Here is a 17,337-nt window from a genome sequence, read left to right on the forward strand (position 1 = left end):
ATGAAAAAGTATAAATCCGCCAAAGAATCTAGGGTTTCCATTACAGAATTAATGCTCCCCCAACACTCCAACTTTGGAGGGAAAGTACATGGTGGACATGTTCTAAATTTGATGGACCAAATTGCATTTGCTTGTGCGAGCAAACATTCTCAAACCTACTGCGTTACGGCCTCAGTCAATCGCGTAGATTTCTTGAATCCAATAGAAGTTGGTGAATTGGTTACACTAAAAGCAAGTGTAAACTATACAGGCAGAACAAGCATGGTGATTGGGGTACGTGTTGAAGCTGAGAACGTTACCACAGGAAAGCTACGTCACTGCAACTCTTCTTATTTTACCATGGTGGCCAAAAGTAAAGACGGCAAAAATGCAAAGGTGCCAGGTCTATTAATCAAAAACAAAGAAGAACTAAGGCGTTTTGCACGAAGTGTTGAACGTAAAATGGCAGTTTACAAAAGGGATTCGAAATACGATTCCAAAAAAATTAAGGCAGATGAATATCTTGAATATTTAGAAGGGGAAAATGTTAAGCTTAGTCTGGATTAACAAGCTAATTCCATATCCTTAAGTCCCCAATCCTGCATCGTGTCAATTACTGGCAACAATGTTTCGCCATATTTAGATATGCCATATTCTACCCTGGGAGGAACTTCCGCAAAAACCGTTCTATCCAAAATGCCATCAGCCTCCAACTCCCGTAATTGATTTACCAGCATTTGTTTACTAATATCTGGAATGGCTCTTTGCAGCATTGAAAATCGATTACAATCCTTTCGAATTAAATAAATAATTACAGGTTTCCATTTGCCTCCAATCTTATTTAGACAGTGAGTCACAGGGCAACCATTTGGATTAAAATCTTTGTTTTTCCTTACCATACTCAATAGTCTATTTTTTTATACTATAACTAATAATAATGACTAGTACTGCTAATTAGACAAAAGTCGACAATTTAGCCAATAAATTCAATGATAATGAATAAAACAATTTGGGTTTTGGCCATGACAGTCAGCATAATTGGTCTTCAATCCTTAAAATCACAAAACATGAAATCAATACGAGAAAAAGCAAAATGGATGGTGCAAGAACCCAAAACTTTGGAAGAGGTAAAGGAATATGCAATTGGAGAATGGAAAAGTATTTCTGTGGAACTACGCCCGACAGAAGATAGAACAGGTAGTGGCACCATTCAGCCGACTTACTTAAAAAGGCACTTTAAATATTTTGAGGATGACAAGTTCGTGGGCACAATAACTCTTTATGGGGATAACTACGGTCAAATGCCTCTTATGGAATTTGAATTCAAGGGAGATTTGGTCTGGGGAGTTGAGCATCCCATCGCTGAAGGGGCATGGAAAATTGACTATGTGCTGAATGAGGGTTTTGCCGTAACACCCTTAAATGAACAAACGGTACAAATGCTCAATACCGGGCTCCCTGAAGGTATGTCGCCTTTTGAAAACAATGTCAAAAAAGACATCTTGGGCAAGGCTTTTCCTATGTTTCATATTGAAGAAGGTCAGATTGTTTCCGATTATGACCTCATTTATTTTAAAAATGGTCTTTTGTTCATGGGGGCAAAGCATGTGGATGGAACTCCCTTTGACAAAGTGGAAAATAGACCTCATCAACTTCAGATTCCCCTGGAGCGGATTTAGTTTTTTAGATTGATGGATAAACCTCTTCTAAATGGAGAGGTTTTTTACAATTTGGAAGCTGCTGCCTCATCCATGAAAAAAACCAATTGTCCTGAATCTGGATTGACCAAAGAGGCTGGATACTTTTCAAAACCTGCTTTTTTATGGTGAATTTCATCTACTTTTTGTGCTTTTGATGACCCGGTGACCAAGAACACCACTTCTTTTGAGCAATTAATAACCTTACCGTTTATAGATACCCGTTTCTGTCCAGAATCAGGATGAGTGGCCACAACACAATGGTCGTTTGAATTCCAAAGAGCTATTTCATGTGGAAATATTGAGGCCGTATGACCATCATCACCCATACCCAAAATCACCAAATCAAATTGGGGAACACCCTCTACCCTATCCAGATTTATTTCCAGCAAATTGGCATAACGCATGGCTTCGCCCATCGGGTCAGCTTCACCAAGAACTCTATGGATGTTTTTTGACGGAACATCAATTTTCGAAAACAGATGTTCAACGGTCATTTTATAATTACTCTGGTCATCTGAAGGAGGAACGCAACGTTCATCACCCCAATAAAAATGAATTCTTGACCAGTCAATTTTATCGCCATAGTCAGCAGCAAGAACATCAAATACTATTTTGGGAGTACTGCCACCAGATAGGGCCACTTGAAAAATTTCTTTTCCTTTTACCAATTCTTTAAAGTATGCCGAAAATTTATGGGCAACTTCATTTTTATCCTTGAATACTTTTACTTCCATTTCAAAAACGTTTTTCTCTTTTTCCTATTCAATCATCCTAACAAATCACGCAGAACCCGGGGTCATCGGTAAGATTGTCTCCAGGATTTCTCCAGAACCCGACACCTTCAATTAAATCATCAGCGTTTTCAGGACCCCAAACACCAGCTGAGTAACCGTACATGCGAACATCTTTACCCGTATTCCAATATTGAAGTATGGGGTCTACAAATTCCCAGGCAGCCTCTACTTCGTCTGCTCGTGCATAAAGGGTGGCATCGCCCTGCATGGCATCCAATAATAACCGCTCGTAGGCCTCCATTACATGGGTCTCCACCAAATCTGAATAATAAAAATCCAAATTGGCGCGCTCTACCTTAAATCCTTGCCCAGGAACTTTAACACCGAACTTGACCAGAATTCCCTCATTGGGTTGTATCCGTATTACCAATTTATTGGCCTTTTCCCCCATTTGCTCATCTTGAAAAATCTGGTGATGTGGTTTTTTAAAATGAATCACCACCTCAGTAACCTTTGTTGGCATTCGTTTCGCAGTCCTTACATAGAATGGCACATCACGCCATCGCCAATTATCCACAAAGAATTTGATAGCGGCATAGGTTTCAGTTTTGGAATCCGGGTCCACACCATCTTCTTCTCGGTACCCGTTCACTTTTTTACCATCAATTGTTGATGACATATACTGCGCACGGATGGTATGGTCAAACAAGGTTTTGTCATCTTTCATGATTCGTAGAGACTTCAGCGCTTTGACCTTTTCATTACGAATCTCTTCGGGGGCATCACCAATCGGAGGCTCCATAACCACCAATGAAACAATTTGTAATAGGTGATTTTGGAACATATCTCGTAGCGCTCCAGATTTGTCATAATACCCACCTCTTTTTTCCACACCTACACTTTCAGCATTTGTGATTTCAACATGGTGTACGTAATTCCGATTCCACAAAGGCTCAAAGATGCTGTTTGCGAATCGCGTTACCAGAAGGTTCTGCACGGTTTCTTTACCGAGGTAGTGATCAATTCTAAAAATCTGGGGTTCCTCAAAATAATTCTGAAGGCCAACATTCAAATCTTTGGCCGTTTCAAGACTCGTACCAAAGGGCTTTTCAATTAGTAAACGTCTCCAACCTTCAAATTGTAGGTTCAAATTTTGTTCCGCCAATCTTGCTGCTATGGTCTCGTACAATTGAGGTGGCGTCGACAGGTAATAGATTTGATTGCCATCGGTTCGATACTTCTGGTCCAAATCCGCAATGCGTTTGGCCAACTTTCCGTAAAAGCTATCGTAGGAATCTCCTAAGTCTTGGTAAAAGAAGAGCTTCGCAAAATTATCGACATGTTCTTTTGATTTTTTTGCCAGTCTTTCCTTTAGATAATTGCTATTGTATACAATTCGATCACGAAATTGATTATCGGTAAGATTGCTTCTGCTCGCTCCGAGAACAACAAAATTATCGGGCAAATGTCCTTCAACATATAGATTGTAAAGGGCAGGCACCAATTTTCTTGCCGTTAAGTCACCTGAGGCTCCAAATATGACAAGCAATTGATTTTCCGTTTTTTTCATGTGATTCTCGGTATTAAATTTTTGAGCAAAACGAATATAACGTTTAAATTATCTGTATGCAGGTGAAATTCGATTACTTAGTACTATCTTAACCTGCCTAAATTGATTTTAATGGCTACAGAAAAGTACGATTTCGGTATGGTAGGGCTCGGTGTGATGGGTCGAAACTTTATCTTGAATGTTGTAGACAATGGCTTCTCTGCTTATGGTAATGATCTAGACCCTGAAAAAGTGAAGGCTTTGATTGATGAAGGCGGTGATCTCGATAAGGTTAATGCCAGTTCCGACGCCAAAACTTTTGTAGATGCTTTAAGTACTCCTAGAAAAATCATGCTTTTAGTACCAGCCGGGAAAATCGTGGATGCTGTTATTGAAAGTCTCATACCCTTGCTTGATGAAGGTGATATTATCATTGATGGTGGAAATTCTTTTTATACCGATACCGATAGACGTGAAGCCTATTTAAAACAGAAAGGGATAAACTTTTTTGGCTCTGGGGTATCCGGTGGTGCGAAAGGCGCTCGAAAGGGCCCTAGCATAATGCCCGGTGGTTCTCGAAAGGCCTACCAGCATGTTAAACCAATCTTTGAGGCTGTAGCGGCCAAATATAAAGGAGAGCCCTGTGTTACCTATTTGGGACCTAAATCAGCGGGAAATTATGTAAAAATGGTGCATAATGGCATTGAGTACAGCATGATGCAGCTGACCTCTGAAATCTATGATTTACTAAAAAAGGCAGGAAAGTTGACCAATGAAGAACTTCATCAAACCTACTCCAAATGGAATGATGGTCGTTTGCAATCCTTTTTGGTCGAAATTACGGCTGATATTTTTTCACAAAAGGATGAACTCACCGATGGTGATTTGGTCGATATGATATTGGATAAGGCCAAACAAAAAGGAACCGGAAAATGGACCTCGCAGAATGCAATGGATTTGGGTATACCCGTGCCAACCATCGATATTGCAGTAAGCATGCGCCAAATCTCCGCCTTAAAATCTGAGCGCATAAAAGCTGATGAACTTTACGATAGGCCCACACCTTCACCAATAGACAAAGAAGAACTGATTGAAAACTGTGAACAAGCATTGTTCTTTTCTTTCATTATGTCCTATGCCCAAGGTATGCACCAATTATCGGATGCCAGTGTGGAATATGGTTACGAATTGGACCTTGGGGAAATCGCTAAAATTTGGCGTGCGGGTTGTATTATACGCGCGGCCTTGTTGGCTGACATAACAGAGGCCTATCAAAATGAACCTGAATTGGAAAATCTGTTGCTTTCAAATTCTTTTGTTGGCAAGGTGCAAAGCACGGTTGGCGCTGCCCGAAAAGTGGTGGCTTATGGCGCTGCCAATGGAATTCCACTTCCAGGGCTATTTAATGCGCTCACCTATTTTGATGCGTACACTTCAGAAAGGCTGCCTTTAAATGTAATTCAGGCGCAACGCGATTACTTTGGCTCCCACACCTACGAGCGTATTGACCGTGAGGGTATCTTCCATACGGAGTGGGAAGAGGATTAACCGATATTCTGTTAAAAAGGAAGTCAGCATATTGGTCTGTTCAAAAATTGATTACCTTGAGGGGACACTACAGTTAACACAAAAATTCCTTCATCATGAAAATCGAAAAGCACTTTAGAAATCTCCGACACAATCTAGCCTTAACCTTGGTCATTGTTTTTTTAACCATTACCAGTTGCAGTTCTGACGAGACTGATAATCCAGTTGATGAAACTGAGCAAATGGGAGAAGAAGGGACTTTAGACTTCAATTTATTGGTTGATTCTTGGGAGGCCCAAAACTTTATTTTTGAGAGCCCAAACAACACAACACCTGACACTGATGTTAAGGCAATTGGCGGCTCCGTAGATTTGAACGTTATGGAAGATGGCACTTTTGTTTTTGACTTCACCTTTACAGATTTTCCGGCATTCATGAATTCAGGCGAATTTCGAATTGAGGACAATACACTACAAGCCCGGTTTGAAACCGATATGGATTTTCGTGATTTAGAAGCTGAATTAAATCAACAATTACTAAAAATCAAAGGCGAAGGCCGTTTTGATTTAAGTGGGGAAGGCTCCAATGTAACCAGTGGATTTGTGGCCTCCTTCGTTAGAAAATAAGTTGTCTTCGAAATGGCATACGACGAATACTTAGCCGATAGAATTCGAAATCAATTCCGTGACCTGAAACATCATTTTGAAGAAAAGAAAATGATGGGTGGCCTTTGTTTCATGGTGGATGACAAGATGTGCTGTGGAATCCTAATTGATAAGAATACCAATGATTCGCTATTAATGGCACGTGTCGGACTCTATTTTTATGAGGAAGCCTTAAGTAAAAAGGGGGCACTAACTATGGATTTTACGGGTAGGCCAATGAAGGGTTATGTGTTTGTTGGTTCAGAAGGCATTGATTCAGAACCAGAATTGCAATTCTGGATTCAGAAGTGTCTTGATTTTAACCCACTTGTCAAAACAAGTATAAGAAAGAAGAAATAGTATTTTCCAAATTCTACTTCATCAGCCAAGTTGCTGATAACGTTTGTTTTAAAACTTTTTATCTTAAATTTAGTAAAACTAAAAGTTAACCGTAAAAACTAACCAAATGACTAAATCTAAAAACTTCTTTTTTTTATTTCTATCTATTATTATCGCTTCTATTCACAGTCAGGACTTAAAAAACGTTAGACTGCAAAATCATAAACCTTATACAAGTCCGAATGGTAAATATGGATTGGTCATGCAGGACGATGGCAACCTAGTTATCTATAATCAAGGTCTTGGGACTTCAAGATGGGCATCTAATACCATGAATAAAGGTGGGAATTACGCTCAAATGCAAAATGATGGTAACCTTGTAATTTATAAAAACGACGGTACTCCAGTTTGGAGTACTGGTACTCATGGAAATACTGGTGCGACGCTTAAGATGCAAAATGATGGTAATCTCGTTATATATTCTTCAGAAAGCGTCCCACTGTGGAGTAGCAACTCTCAAGCAAGGCCCGGAAATTTCCCAATTCGAGTAGCACCAAACTGCAATCGAATTGCTGGAAAGTCATGGAGGTGTTGTGGACAAGCTACTTTAACGGAAGAAGGGGTATTGTCAGCAGATATTAAGACTTCCTCGAATAACCTGCGGGGGTTCACTGGCGGAATTAAATTTACATTTTACGACATAAAATATAGACCAATTTACTTTGTCTACAGCAATTCCTATGGCGTTAATGCCGAAAGTAGTAGGAATGATGCTTTCTCAATTAATGTCGAAAAGGGAATTTTACCATATGTAGCACAAATAGAAGCGGTTGGCGTTCATAATCAGTCATGCAAACTTTGCAAGCAAGTTCTTGAAGCTGGTCTTGAATATTTAAAGAATTAAAATTGATATTTACTACAGAATCCAATTAATTATAAGAATAGATTTTTCAGGATTTTGATTTCTTAAAATGGATAAGGTTAAATATCATATTTATGTTATTGAGTTATCGAAAAAGGTATTCACCGAAAATAGACGCTTTCGAGAAGCCAATCCCCAATTCAATGGGGTCTTGGAATGTCTTTACGTAGGTATGACAAGCAAAACTCCCAAGGAACGTTTTCTGCAGCATAAGAAGGGTGCGCTTAGCAAAAAGGGACATCGATTGTCCTCATCCATCGTAAAGAAATATGGTTCCTATTTAAGACCCAGCCTGTATAACCATCTAAAACCATTGACCAATAGAACCGATGCGCTAAAACTAGAAGAACAATTGGCCCTTGAGCTTCGTAGAAAACGCTATGCAGTTTGGTATAATTAAAGTTCTTTAGAAAGTTTTATCAATCGTAGCAGGAACTGAATTCGTAACTCATTAATTCTAAAAATATGTTGGTCTGACTGTTCTTTATTTAAAACTAGTGCTCCTGAATTGCTAAAATGGAGATGTTCCTTTTTGATTAAATATTCCTCTCTTACTTCATTCAATAAGGAGAAAATATTTTCTTTATAACCTGTAAAATTGGAATTCAAATCAATAAATTGATTTATATCACTGAATAATGAAATGGTTTGTTTCATCCACTTATTAATTGCTCTATTGGCTGTAACATTATTTATGAATTGGGATAATTCCCATGAAAAATTACTAAATGATAGTTCTTCAGAAAACTCTTTGGGATAAAGAGTAACGTGTTCTTCGCCTTCAAATCCATCCTTAATATTTACTATTCTTTGGACAATTCCATATCTAAGCATTCTTATTCTTAAGTTCTTTATTCCAATTTGATTTTTCTCTTTGAAGTCTAACTTTTTGGTGTTCATCAAAAATATTGACCAGTACCAAAAACCAAAGAGTTCTTTTTTCGCATCGAAGAAAAACCAATAATTAAACAAATCCATATAAACATGGTCTACAAAATCTTTATTTATCAAATCTAGAATTTGACTTTCTTTCAATTCTAGCCTTGCACCAATTTTGAAAAGAAATTCTACTTCAACAGCATTCTTAAATCGTATCAAAGCTTTTTCACCCATTCTCAATTGAGAATATTTAGTGAAAAGTGGATATTTTTTGAATTCTTCTCTATTACCTACTAAATAAAGGTTGAACATCTCTGCTCCAATAAGACCGCAAAACCGTTCTGGTTTTATCAAGTTATAAAGATTGAGATTCAACGATTGATCAGTAATTCTCATTTCACAATCATAGTCGAAATGGACAAAAAAACCAGGTACACCAAAAACTTGAGCGAAAGTACTGCACATTTTATTGTAGGCAGCCAATACTTCACTCATACTACACTTGGTTGTAATGAAAATATCGCTAGTCTTTTCATATACTGGAGAACTATGCAATATGTTTTCAATAGCCTGCTCCAAAGCTTTTGTAAAGGCCTTGAGTTTTCTGGAAATTAAATAAGGTGAATAATTATATTTTCTATCTCGATATTCACAATAAATATCATTTATGTCTGCAATAAAAGTTGTGATTGGTTCCTCAAGAGATAATATTCGATTCGCAATTGTTGGGTTGGCTAAGTATCTATTATAATTTTTGATAAGAAACATTAAAGCACTCCTTTCCGGGGTAGGAACCTTTAGTACTTTTAATTGATTATAAAAATCTTCTAATTGAGATTGTGATAAAGTCTGATTATTTTTTAATGAAGGGCTTTCTCTTTTCTTAATTTCACTCTCTTTCTGAACAAACCTCTTAAAAAAAGTTGTAGAAATTTCAATATTTATACCTTCAGAACTAACGTGGTTATAAATATGAATTAAATGCTTGACTAGATTTCTAGTTGAAAGTGTCTTAACCGAATTTGTAATTCTTGGTTGTATGAACAAATCAACTTTTCCAGCAACTCTGTAGGTATCTATTTTATTTACCAGTACTTGATTAAAATAATCTTCATAACTATATTCATTTGGGCTAATTCCACCCATGATAACATTTAATTCGTCTCTGTCATCCAAATTTTCAACCAGTTTTTCAAATCTCTTGGTAGGCCATTTTTGTTCTTCAACTTTTTTTGGCATTAATTCAACATTCAGTCCGAGGGTTGTTTCTGTTTTTGGAAACATGGACCCAGAATCACCTTCAAAATTCAAAGCTCGCAAAGCGTCTGTTACGAAAAAGACATTGGATATTGAGTTCGTTTTAACTAAAACTTGATATTCATCCCACGCATAACTCCTAAATAATCTAAATTTTAATGAGGGATATTTACTTAAAAGAAAAGAAATGATTTTTTTATTCAAGGACGAACTGTTCTCAGTTTCCAAATGAGGATTGACTTTAAGTCTTATCAAACCCAAAATTAGCTCAGAATTAGAATAGTTCTGGGAGGAGAAAACTAAATTGGACCAATTAGAATAAGTTAAAAAATTGTCAAATCCTTTGGTTGAAGTAACTTCTCTTGAAATATAAAAATTGGAAAATTTTCTGGCTAGTAAATCGAAATCGGAATTTAATGTTGTAATTGTCAATACATCATAATCCCCAAAAATCAAGTAATGTGAGATTTCATCTCTCGAAACAAAAAATCTGTTGAGGGAATCGAGATGATTTTGAAAATTACTTAGCCTGCTTGTAGAATAACCAAAGAAGTATCCCTCATGAATTAAACTCATTTAAAAAGTCTAAAACAATTATGTAGATAAATCATCGTCATATGCCCGGTCAAAGCCTATAACTTTTCTTTGTTTATTAGAATGCTTATGAAAATTTTGTGAATCATTAAAAAATGATAAACCGGTTTTTCCTTTACTTCTTAATTTTAAATCTAAAAAAGAAAGGAGAATTGCTAAAAAGCAAAAGAAGGAAAGTAAAATAAGAAAAAGACCCATTTTGTTGTGTAGGTAGTGTTTATAACGATAACAAATATATAATATTTTATTTTTTTTTAATTCATTGATAAACAGAAGTTTATAAAATAAGTGTAAAGAAAAAGGAATAAATATAAAATTATATATAATAATTCCTTATAAATATCATAATTACTTTTTATGGAATAACTGGTCGCAAAATATAAAAAAAACGAGGCCAGCAAGGCCAAAACGATTAGAAGCGAATCAAAAAACAATCTATTAGTTTGGTCTTCATATTTATCTCTTAAAACATAAATCGAATAAATATTCAGAACAGATTTTGTAGCCAAAACTGCTGACACTATGTTTATAAAGTCAATAAACAATGATAAATCAAATGAATATTCATTGTCAACAAATATCTTCTTAAATACTGCTAATAATATTGCGACTACAAAAGGAAGGGACATATTTATAATTCCCTTATTAGAAATTATTCTATTTAACTTCATTTTGGCGATTTTACTTACTCAAATACATCTTTCGTCTAGAGTACAAATTATAAAACTCGTCATCCTTTAAATCGTCAATAAACAAAATGCTTTCCCCTGTACTTTTCATTTCAGGACCAAGGTTCTTGTTTACATTCGGGAATTTATTGAAAGAGAATACCGGTTGCTTAATAGCAAAGCCTTCCAGCTGTGGATTGAACTTAAAGTCCTTGATTTTCTTTTCACCCAACATCACCTTAGTTGCAAAGTTTACGTAAGGTTCTCCATAGGCCTTAGCAATAAACGGTACCGTTCTAGAAGCACGCGGATTGGCCTCAATGATGTAAACCGTATCATCCTTTACCGCAAATTGAATATTGATAAGCCCTACCGTATTCAAGGCCAACGCTATTTTCTTGGTGTGGTCTTTAATCTGCTGTATTACAAACTCACCCAAATTAAATGGCGGTAAGGTCGCATTGGAGTCACCAGAATGGATACCACAAGGTTCAATATGCTCCATGATACCAATAATTTGAACCTCTTCCCCATCGCAGATGGAATCTGCTTCGGCTTCTATCGCTCCATCCAAATAGTGGTCGAGCAACAATTTGTTATTTGGAATCTTGCGAAGTAAGTCAACTACATGGGCCTCTAGGTCTTCTTTGTTGATGACGATTTTCATACCCTGCCCACCAAGTACATACGAAGGTCTTACCAATAATGGGAAGCCCAATTCGTCTGCCAAGGCCAAGGCCTCGTCAGCACTTTCTGCCACTCCGAATTTTGGGTAAGGAATGTCGTTCTCTTTTAAAAGTCGCGAGAAACTACCACGGTCTTCAGCCAAGTCGAGAGACTCAAAGCTGGTACCGATAATGTTGATTCCATAGCGGTCCAATTTCTCAGCAAGTTTCAAAGCGGTTTGCCCCCCAAGCTGAACAATAACCCCTTCAGGTTTTTCATGAAGGATAATATCGTAGATATGTTCCCAGAAAACAGGTTCAAAATAGAGCTTGTCGGCGGTATCAAAATCAGTTGAAACTGTTTCAGGGTTGCAGTTTATCATAATGGTCTCATAACCACACTCGGCAGCTGCTAAGACACCGTGCACGCAACAGTAATCAAATTCAATACCCTGCCCTATTCGGTTTGGCCCTGAACCTAAAACAACGATTTTCTTTCTATCGGTGACCTCACTATCGTTGGCTACAAAACGTTTGCCGTCAGCAGTTTCAATTTCTTCTTCAAAAGTGGAATAGTAGTATGGTGTCATCGCCTTAAACTCGGCGGCACAGGTATCCACCAATTTGTACACCCTATTGATATTCTGCTCTTGTCGCTTTTTATGCACCTCACTTTCATAGCAGTCCAACATATGCGCAATTTGACGGTCGGCGAAGCCTTTTTGCTTGGCCTCCAACATCAACGCCCGTGGTAAACTGGCTATGGTATGGGTTGAAATTTCTTGCTCTAGAAGATGCAGTTCTTCATACTGGCGCAAGAACCACATGTCTATTTTGGTGATTTCGTGAATACGACTTAACGGAATTCCCAACTGAATGGCATCATAAATTACAAAAACACGGTCCCAACTGGGTACCGTTAACTTTTGAATGATGGTGTCGTAGTCTTTGTAGCCTTTACCATCGGCTCCAAGACCGTTTCGTTTAATCTCTAAAGATTGTGTCGCCTTGTGCAGTGCTTCCTGAAAAGAACGACCTATTCCCATTACCTCACCAACAGCCTTCATTTGCAACCCTAGCGTACGGTCTGAACCTTCGAATTTATCAAAGTTCCATCTTGGAATCTTTACGATTACATAGTCCAATGTGGGCTCAAATAATGCCGAAGTTGATTGGGTGATTTGGTTTTGAAGTTCATCCAAACTATAACCAATGGCCAGCTTCGCGGCCACTTTTGCAATAGGATATCCAGTTGCTTTAGATGCCAAAGCAGAAGAACGTGACACCCTTGGATTGATTTCAATGGCGATAATCTCTTCTTCCTCATCGGGACTAACTGCAAACTGAACGTTGCATCCACCTGCAAAATCACCAATGCTACGCATCATATGAATGGCCATATCGCGCATACGCTGGAAAGTAGTATCCGACAAGGTCATCGCCGGTGCTACTGTTATTGAGTCACCAGTATGGATTCCCATAGGGTCCATATTTTCAATGGTACAGATAATTACAACATTATCATTCTTATCACGAAGAAGCTCCAATTCGTATTCCTTCCATCCCATCATCGCCTTATCGATCATCACTTCGTGAATGGGCGAAACTTCTAAACCGTGACTTAGCTGCTTATCAAAATTTTCTTCTTCGTAGACAATACCTGCTCCTGCTCCACCCAAGGTAAAAGAGGCTCGAATCACCAATGGAAAACCGAACTCTTGGGCAATTTCCTTTCCTTTCAAGAATGAGGTCGCCGTGGCCTGTGGCGCCATGCCCACCCCAATTTTTGTCATCAAGGCCCGGAACTGTTCCCGGTCTTCGGTGATGTTGATGGCATCAATATCAACACCTATAATTTCAACATCAAAATCCTCCCAAATTCCTTTTTCGTCTGCTTCAATACAAAGGTTCAATGCGGTTTGACCACCCATTGTGGGTAAAACGGCATCAACGTTGGGGTGTTTTTTGAGAATCTCAATAATCGATTTGGTGTTCAACGGCTTTAAATATACATGGTCTGCCATCGACGGATCCGTCATAATTGTTGCCGGATTGCTATTGATGAGAATGGTTTCAATACCATCTTCACGCAAGGAGCGAAGTGCTTGCGAACCGGAGTAATCAAATTCACACGCCTGGCCAATGATAATAGGGCCAGAGCCAATAATCAAAATCGATTTTAAGTCTTCTCTTTTTGGCATTCTCTTTCGAAATTTTTATTTCAATCGTTAAAAATAGGTCAAAAAAAAGGTGCTGATTTTAAATTCAGCACCTATTAATTAACGAGTTATTGACATTCATCTATTTCTTGTGTCTTGGTTCAGATGAAACTGTCAGTTTTTTTCTTCCTTTGGCACGTCTTCGAGCAAGAACCTTGCGTCCATTGGCTGTAGCCATGCGCTCTCTAAACCCATGCTTATTTCTTCTTTTTCGCTTCGATGGCTGATACGTTCTTTTCATTGTTATCTTGCTTTCAGGTTTTTACCTAGCCTTTTCAAAATCTGGGCGCAAATATACAAAGACTTTTTGCTCTGACAAGCACCTTGCAAAAAATGTTTGTGTTAGTTTTGTTCTCTGATAAATTGAACGCTAAATGAAACCTTCTATAAAGTCTATTTTACTGCTTTTGGCCCTTAGCTTAAGTACGTTCACTCAAGCCCAAGAACTACTTGGCTATAACCTTGAAACAGGACAAAATTTCATCATCAAGCAAAGTGCCCTGCAAGAAATGACCATGGATATTGAGAACACCCAACAAATCATTACCAATGATATGGAAAGTGTTTTCTCATTTACGGTAGCCGAAATCACCGAAAGCGGATACAACCTGACTTTTGAGTTCAAAGATTTTGCAATGAAATCTTCTTCGAACCTCCAAGGTACCATGATTGATGTTCGGGCCTCAGAACCAAAGGAAGGTGATATCATGTCTGCCATTTTCGCGGGCCTTTTGGGTTCGCAACTGCAAATTAGCCTATTAAAAACGGGTGAGATAAGCAGTGTCAGTGGAGCCGACCAATTAATCGAGAACATGCTCAATGCCGCGGGAGATTTAGATGAATTCACCAAAAATCTAATGCGAAAGTCCCTGGACAAGGATTTCAGCTCTGAGAGTTTGTCGAACAACTTTGAGCAGATGACCTTTATCTACAGTGATAAAGCGGTTGACAGCGACTCAAGCTGGACCACCAATTTTGAAGGTAAAATCAATTCGTTAAACGAATGGAAAATTGAAAAAATTGAAGGGGATACCGTTTCCCTTAGCGGTAATTCCGCAATTACGATGAATACACAGGAATCGAGCCTTTCTATGGACTTGTCAGGAAAGCAAGAAATTGTTCTTGAGGCTTCAAAAGAAACAGGGTTTTTAACAAAAATGATGGTCAAGGCCAATGGGGAAGGCAGTTCAACCATGTCTATGGCAGAGAATGTTGAGATTCCTACCAAACTGACGCAGACCATTACTTACGAATTAATAGAGGAATAAATGTTTAATAAGAACATCAAAATAGTTATTGCAGCCGCTATCATAGCGTATGCCGTTTACCAATTTATTGAAGGTTATATCGGGAATGGGATATTTCTAATCCTGCTTTCCTTAATCTTTGTTTTTCTGTATTTCAGAAATGAAATGATTTTAATGGCCTTTTTGCGTATGCGCAAACAGGATATGGAAGGAACCGAAAAGTGGCTCAACAAAATCAAGAATCCAGAATCGGCTTTGGTCAAAAAACAGCAGGGCTATTTCAACTACATGCACGGTATTCTGCAAAGTCAAAAGAACCTAACCAAGGCCGAAAAGTTCTTTCGAAAAGCGCTTCGCTTAGGTTTGAATATGGACTACGATAAGGCCATGGCCAAAATGAGCTTGGCGGGTATCGCCATGCAGAAAGGGAGAAAACGCGAGGCCACTACCCTACTGAACGAGGCAAAGAAACTGGACAAGAACGGTATGATGGCCGACCAGTTAAAGATGATGCAACAGCAACTAAAAAAAGGTCCCCAGCAAGTGCGCCGGGGTGGCTATCGTTAAGCCTACTTTGATTCTCGGTAATACCCTTTGTTCGGAATTTCTATCATGTACTTCTTGCGTGAAGCATTGTTCAAATGCGGTTCACGCAGCCAAGGGTTATGACGCTTTAAAATCTTGTAATTGATTTCGTAGGTTTCGGCAAAATCAGCCCAGTCACTTATCGGTTCATCAATTTCTACGGCAAAGGTGGGCACATCTTGATAGAGGTCATCCTTCTCCAATTCAAAACCGTATTTCTCTGGGTGTGATAATATCTCCTTAATGGCCAAAATACGGAACACATAGCGCCCTGTCTCCTGTCCCAAAAGCAAATCGTAGTAATCGTCTACCTTTTGAATGTTCATATACTTTTGAATTCCTGCAGGGCCTGCATTATAAGCAGCTGCTGTCGTAGTCCATGTGCCAAAACGCTTTTTCCATTTGTTCAAATAGTCACAGGCCACTTGGGTTGATTTGGCGAGGTGGTAACGCTCGTCCACATTATCGTTGACTTCAAGACCGTATTCACGACCCGTACCTTTCATGATTTGCCAAAAACCGGTAGCTCCGGCATGTGAAACCACGTTTTGAAGCCCACTTTCCGCTACGGCCAAATACTTGAAATCATCAGGAATACCGTTCTTGGCCAAAATAGGCTCAATGACCGGAAAATATTTGTTGGCGCGCTTCATGAGTAATAGCGCATTCGACTGCCAATATGTGTTGACCAAAAACTCGCGATCTACGCGCTCCATGATTTCCGGGTCTTCTTGCGGCACCATTTCGCCAGCAAAATTCAAATCTTCAGGTATGTCGATGGCGCTTATTCGGTACCCGTCGCTTACGTTCTTATCGCTTACCACTTCGTGGTTCTGTAAGACAATGTCGTTTTGGGTAGGTTCGTCTTGTGTCGCATAAATCAAACTCCCGATAACACAAATGAAGCCGATAACTGCCAATATATTCTTGATAACCTTCATGAACTCAATTTTTCCGCAATATACTATTAATACTATGGTGGTTTTAAAACTTGGAATTTCAAAACCTCATAAGTATACAACTCTGCTACTGCAAAATTAGTGTGGGCAGGTGTTCATTGAACCATCGGGCACGATGAATGATCATGGTGTGCGTGCCGTTTTTGACTTTTATGCAATTGTGTATGTTAACAATGGGGAACACCGCATCCTGCTCCCCATGAATATGAATGAGGTTTTCTGGAGGCGTCACCTGCTTCCAATTCACAATTTGGTCAATGGCCCAATCAATATAGGCCTTATCGCGAACCCCTAGGTACATCTCGTAGAGTTTAAGGCGTTTGGTGACCGATTCACCAAAGGCATATTTTGCCAACAGTTCTACATTATTGATGAGCCCGGTGGGCAATAGTTTGTGTACCTGGGTGTACTTTGCAAACCACATGCGTTTGGGCAGTTCTCGATTTGATTTTACCGCAGAGACCACAATGACTTTGCTTACCTTGATGAGCTTGGCCATCTCTTGAACCAGCATGCCCCCGAACGAAACCCCAAGCAAGACGGGGTTCTCATGAACGACCTGTTCGCACATTTTTTGGGCATAGGCTGAGAAGCTCATTTTTGGGGTTGGAACAAACCAATTCAACCGAATAATTTCAAACTGATTTTTATCAAATTGTAAATTATCAAAAATGGTTGGCGAGGCTGCCATACCCGGCATAAGATAGAGTGGTATTTTAACACCATTTACTGGCTGATTATCTGACATTTACTAGGTTTCTAGTGATATTTTCAGTACTTTTGTGGTCCTTATGCGGAAAACTTATCCCAACAAATTAGTGAATCTCTCGCACTCTATGCACCAAAACCAACCACTAATAGATAACGAAT

The 17,337-nt window shown here is 38.7% G+C and carries 17 protein-coding genes; 9 read left to right on the top strand and 8 right to left on the bottom strand.

What is annotated here, in order from left to right:
* Positions 1 to 546 (top strand): acyl-CoA thioesterase, encoded by a 546-nt coding sequence (locus tag HCU67_RS11820; protein ID WP_168552822.1) that lies wholly within the window; start codon positions 1 to 3, stop codon positions 544 to 546.
* Here the strand turns inward: HCU67_RS11820 and HCU67_RS11825 are convergent.
* A complete protein-coding gene (locus tag HCU67_RS11825; RefSeq protein ID WP_168552823.1) occupies positions 543 to 878 on the bottom strand; it encodes a winged helix-turn-helix transcriptional regulator in 336 nt (111 codons plus the stop codon). The two genes, HCU67_RS11820 and HCU67_RS11825, sit on opposite strands and share 4 nt — an antisense overlap.
* 96 nt (positions 879 to 974) lie before the next feature.
* Here HCU67_RS11825 and HCU67_RS11830 point away from each other — a divergent pair, with 96 nt between their 5' ends.
* On the top strand, positions 975 to 1,658 hold the full coding sequence (locus tag HCU67_RS11830) for a hypothetical protein (protein ID WP_168552824.1): 684 nt from the start codon (positions 975 to 977) through the stop codon (positions 1,656 to 1,658).
* Between the two features lie 44 nt (positions 1,659 to 1,702).
* On the opposite strand, the gene pgl is transcribed toward HCU67_RS11830, so the two are convergent.
* Positions 1,703 to 2,413, bottom strand: a complete 711-nt coding sequence (gene pgl / locus HCU67_RS11835) for a 6-phosphogluconolactonase (protein WP_168552825.1) — start codon at positions 2,411 to 2,413, stop codon at positions 1,703 to 1,705.
* 37 nt (positions 2,414 to 2,450) lie between these two features.
* A complete protein-coding gene (gene zwf / locus HCU67_RS11840; protein ID WP_168552826.1) occupies positions 2,451 to 3,983 on the bottom strand; it encodes a glucose-6-phosphate dehydrogenase in 1,533 nt (510 codons plus the stop codon).
* 111 nt (positions 3,984 to 4,094) lie between these two features.
* Between zwf and gndA the strand changes: the two genes are divergently transcribed.
* The 5 genes from gndA (at position 4,095) to HCU67_RS11865 (ending at position 7,794) form a co-directional block, all read left to right on the top strand.
* Positions 4,095 to 5,510, top strand: a complete 1,416-nt coding sequence (gene gndA / locus HCU67_RS11845; RefSeq protein ID WP_168552827.1) for an NADP-dependent phosphogluconate dehydrogenase — start codon at positions 4,095 to 4,097, stop codon at positions 5,508 to 5,510.
* A 95-nt stretch (positions 5,511 to 5,605) separates the two neighbouring features.
* The gene (locus tag HCU67_RS11850; protein WP_168552828.1) at positions 5,606 to 6,115 is read left to right on the top strand and encodes a hypothetical protein; all 510 of its coding nucleotides are present in this window, start codon (positions 5,606 to 5,608) and stop codon (positions 6,113 to 6,115) included.
* A 12-nt stretch (positions 6,116 to 6,127) separates the two neighbouring features.
* On the top strand, positions 6,128 to 6,493 hold the full coding sequence (locus HCU67_RS11855; RefSeq protein WP_168552829.1) for a TfoX/Sxy family protein: 366 nt from the start codon (positions 6,128 to 6,130) through the stop codon (positions 6,491 to 6,493).
* Between the two features lie 106 nt (positions 6,494 to 6,599).
* Positions 6,600 to 7,376 (top strand): hypothetical protein, encoded by a 777-nt coding sequence (locus tag HCU67_RS16515; protein WP_210423694.1) that lies wholly within the window; start codon positions 6,600 to 6,602, stop codon positions 7,374 to 7,376.
* A 67-nt stretch (positions 7,377 to 7,443) separates the two neighbouring features.
* On the top strand, positions 7,444 to 7,794 hold the full coding sequence (locus HCU67_RS11865; protein ID WP_168552830.1) for a ribose-5-phosphate isomerase: 351 nt from the start codon (positions 7,444 to 7,446) through the stop codon (positions 7,792 to 7,794).
* On the opposite strand, the gene HCU67_RS11870 is transcribed toward HCU67_RS11865, so the two are convergent.
* The 3 genes from HCU67_RS11870 to rpmH form a co-directional block, all read right to left on the bottom strand.
* Positions 7,791 to 9,734, bottom strand: a complete 1,944-nt coding sequence (locus HCU67_RS11870) for a hypothetical protein (protein WP_210423695.1) — start codon at positions 9,732 to 9,734, stop codon at positions 7,791 to 7,793. The two genes, HCU67_RS11865 and HCU67_RS11870, sit on opposite strands and share 4 nt — an antisense overlap.
* A gap of 1,071 nt (positions 9,735 to 10,805) precedes the next feature.
* Positions 10,806 to 13,658 (bottom strand): carbamoyl-phosphate synthase large subunit, encoded by a 2,853-nt coding sequence (carB, locus tag HCU67_RS11875; protein ID WP_168552832.1) that lies wholly within the window; start codon positions 13,656 to 13,658, stop codon positions 10,806 to 10,808.
* Between the two features lie 100 nt (positions 13,659 to 13,758).
* Entirely contained in the window at positions 13,759 to 13,917 is a 159-nt protein-coding gene (gene rpmH, locus HCU67_RS11880) for a 50S ribosomal protein L34 (protein ID WP_082433296.1), read from the bottom strand.
* Between the two features lie 133 nt (positions 13,918 to 14,050).
* Between rpmH and HCU67_RS11885 the strand changes: the two genes are divergently transcribed.
* Both HCU67_RS11885 and HCU67_RS11890 read left to right on the top strand, forming a co-directional pair.
* Positions 14,051 to 14,944, top strand: coding sequence for a DUF6263 family protein (locus HCU67_RS11885; RefSeq protein WP_168552833.1), 894 nt, complete (start codon positions 14,051 to 14,053; stop codon positions 14,942 to 14,944).
* The gene (locus tag HCU67_RS11890) at positions 14,945 to 15,490 is read left to right on the top strand and encodes a DUF2892 domain-containing protein (RefSeq protein ID WP_168552834.1); all 546 of its coding nucleotides are present in this window, start codon (positions 14,945 to 14,947) and stop codon (positions 15,488 to 15,490) included. It begins immediately after the preceding gene.
* Between the two features lie 2 nt (positions 15,491 to 15,492).
* On the opposite strand, the gene HCU67_RS11895 is transcribed toward HCU67_RS11890, so the two are convergent.
* Both HCU67_RS11895 and HCU67_RS11900 read right to left on the bottom strand, forming a co-directional pair.
* On the bottom strand, positions 15,493 to 16,449 hold the full coding sequence (locus HCU67_RS11895) for a lytic transglycosylase domain-containing protein (protein WP_168552835.1): 957 nt from the start codon (positions 16,447 to 16,449) through the stop codon (positions 15,493 to 15,495).
* An 85-nt stretch (positions 16,450 to 16,534) separates the two neighbouring features.
* Positions 16,535 to 17,215 carry an alpha/beta fold hydrolase gene (locus tag HCU67_RS11900; RefSeq protein ID WP_168552836.1) on the bottom strand — a complete coding sequence of 227 codons (681 nt, stop codon included), beginning with the start codon at positions 17,213 to 17,215 and terminating at the stop codon, positions 16,535 to 16,537.
* Positions 17,216 to 17,337: the final 122 nt, after the last annotated feature.

The organism is Croceivirga thetidis, from assembly GCF_012272815.1.
In the GTDB taxonomy this organism is placed as follows: Bacteria; Bacteroidota; Bacteroidia; order Flavobacteriales; family Flavobacteriaceae; genus Croceivirga; species Croceivirga thetidis.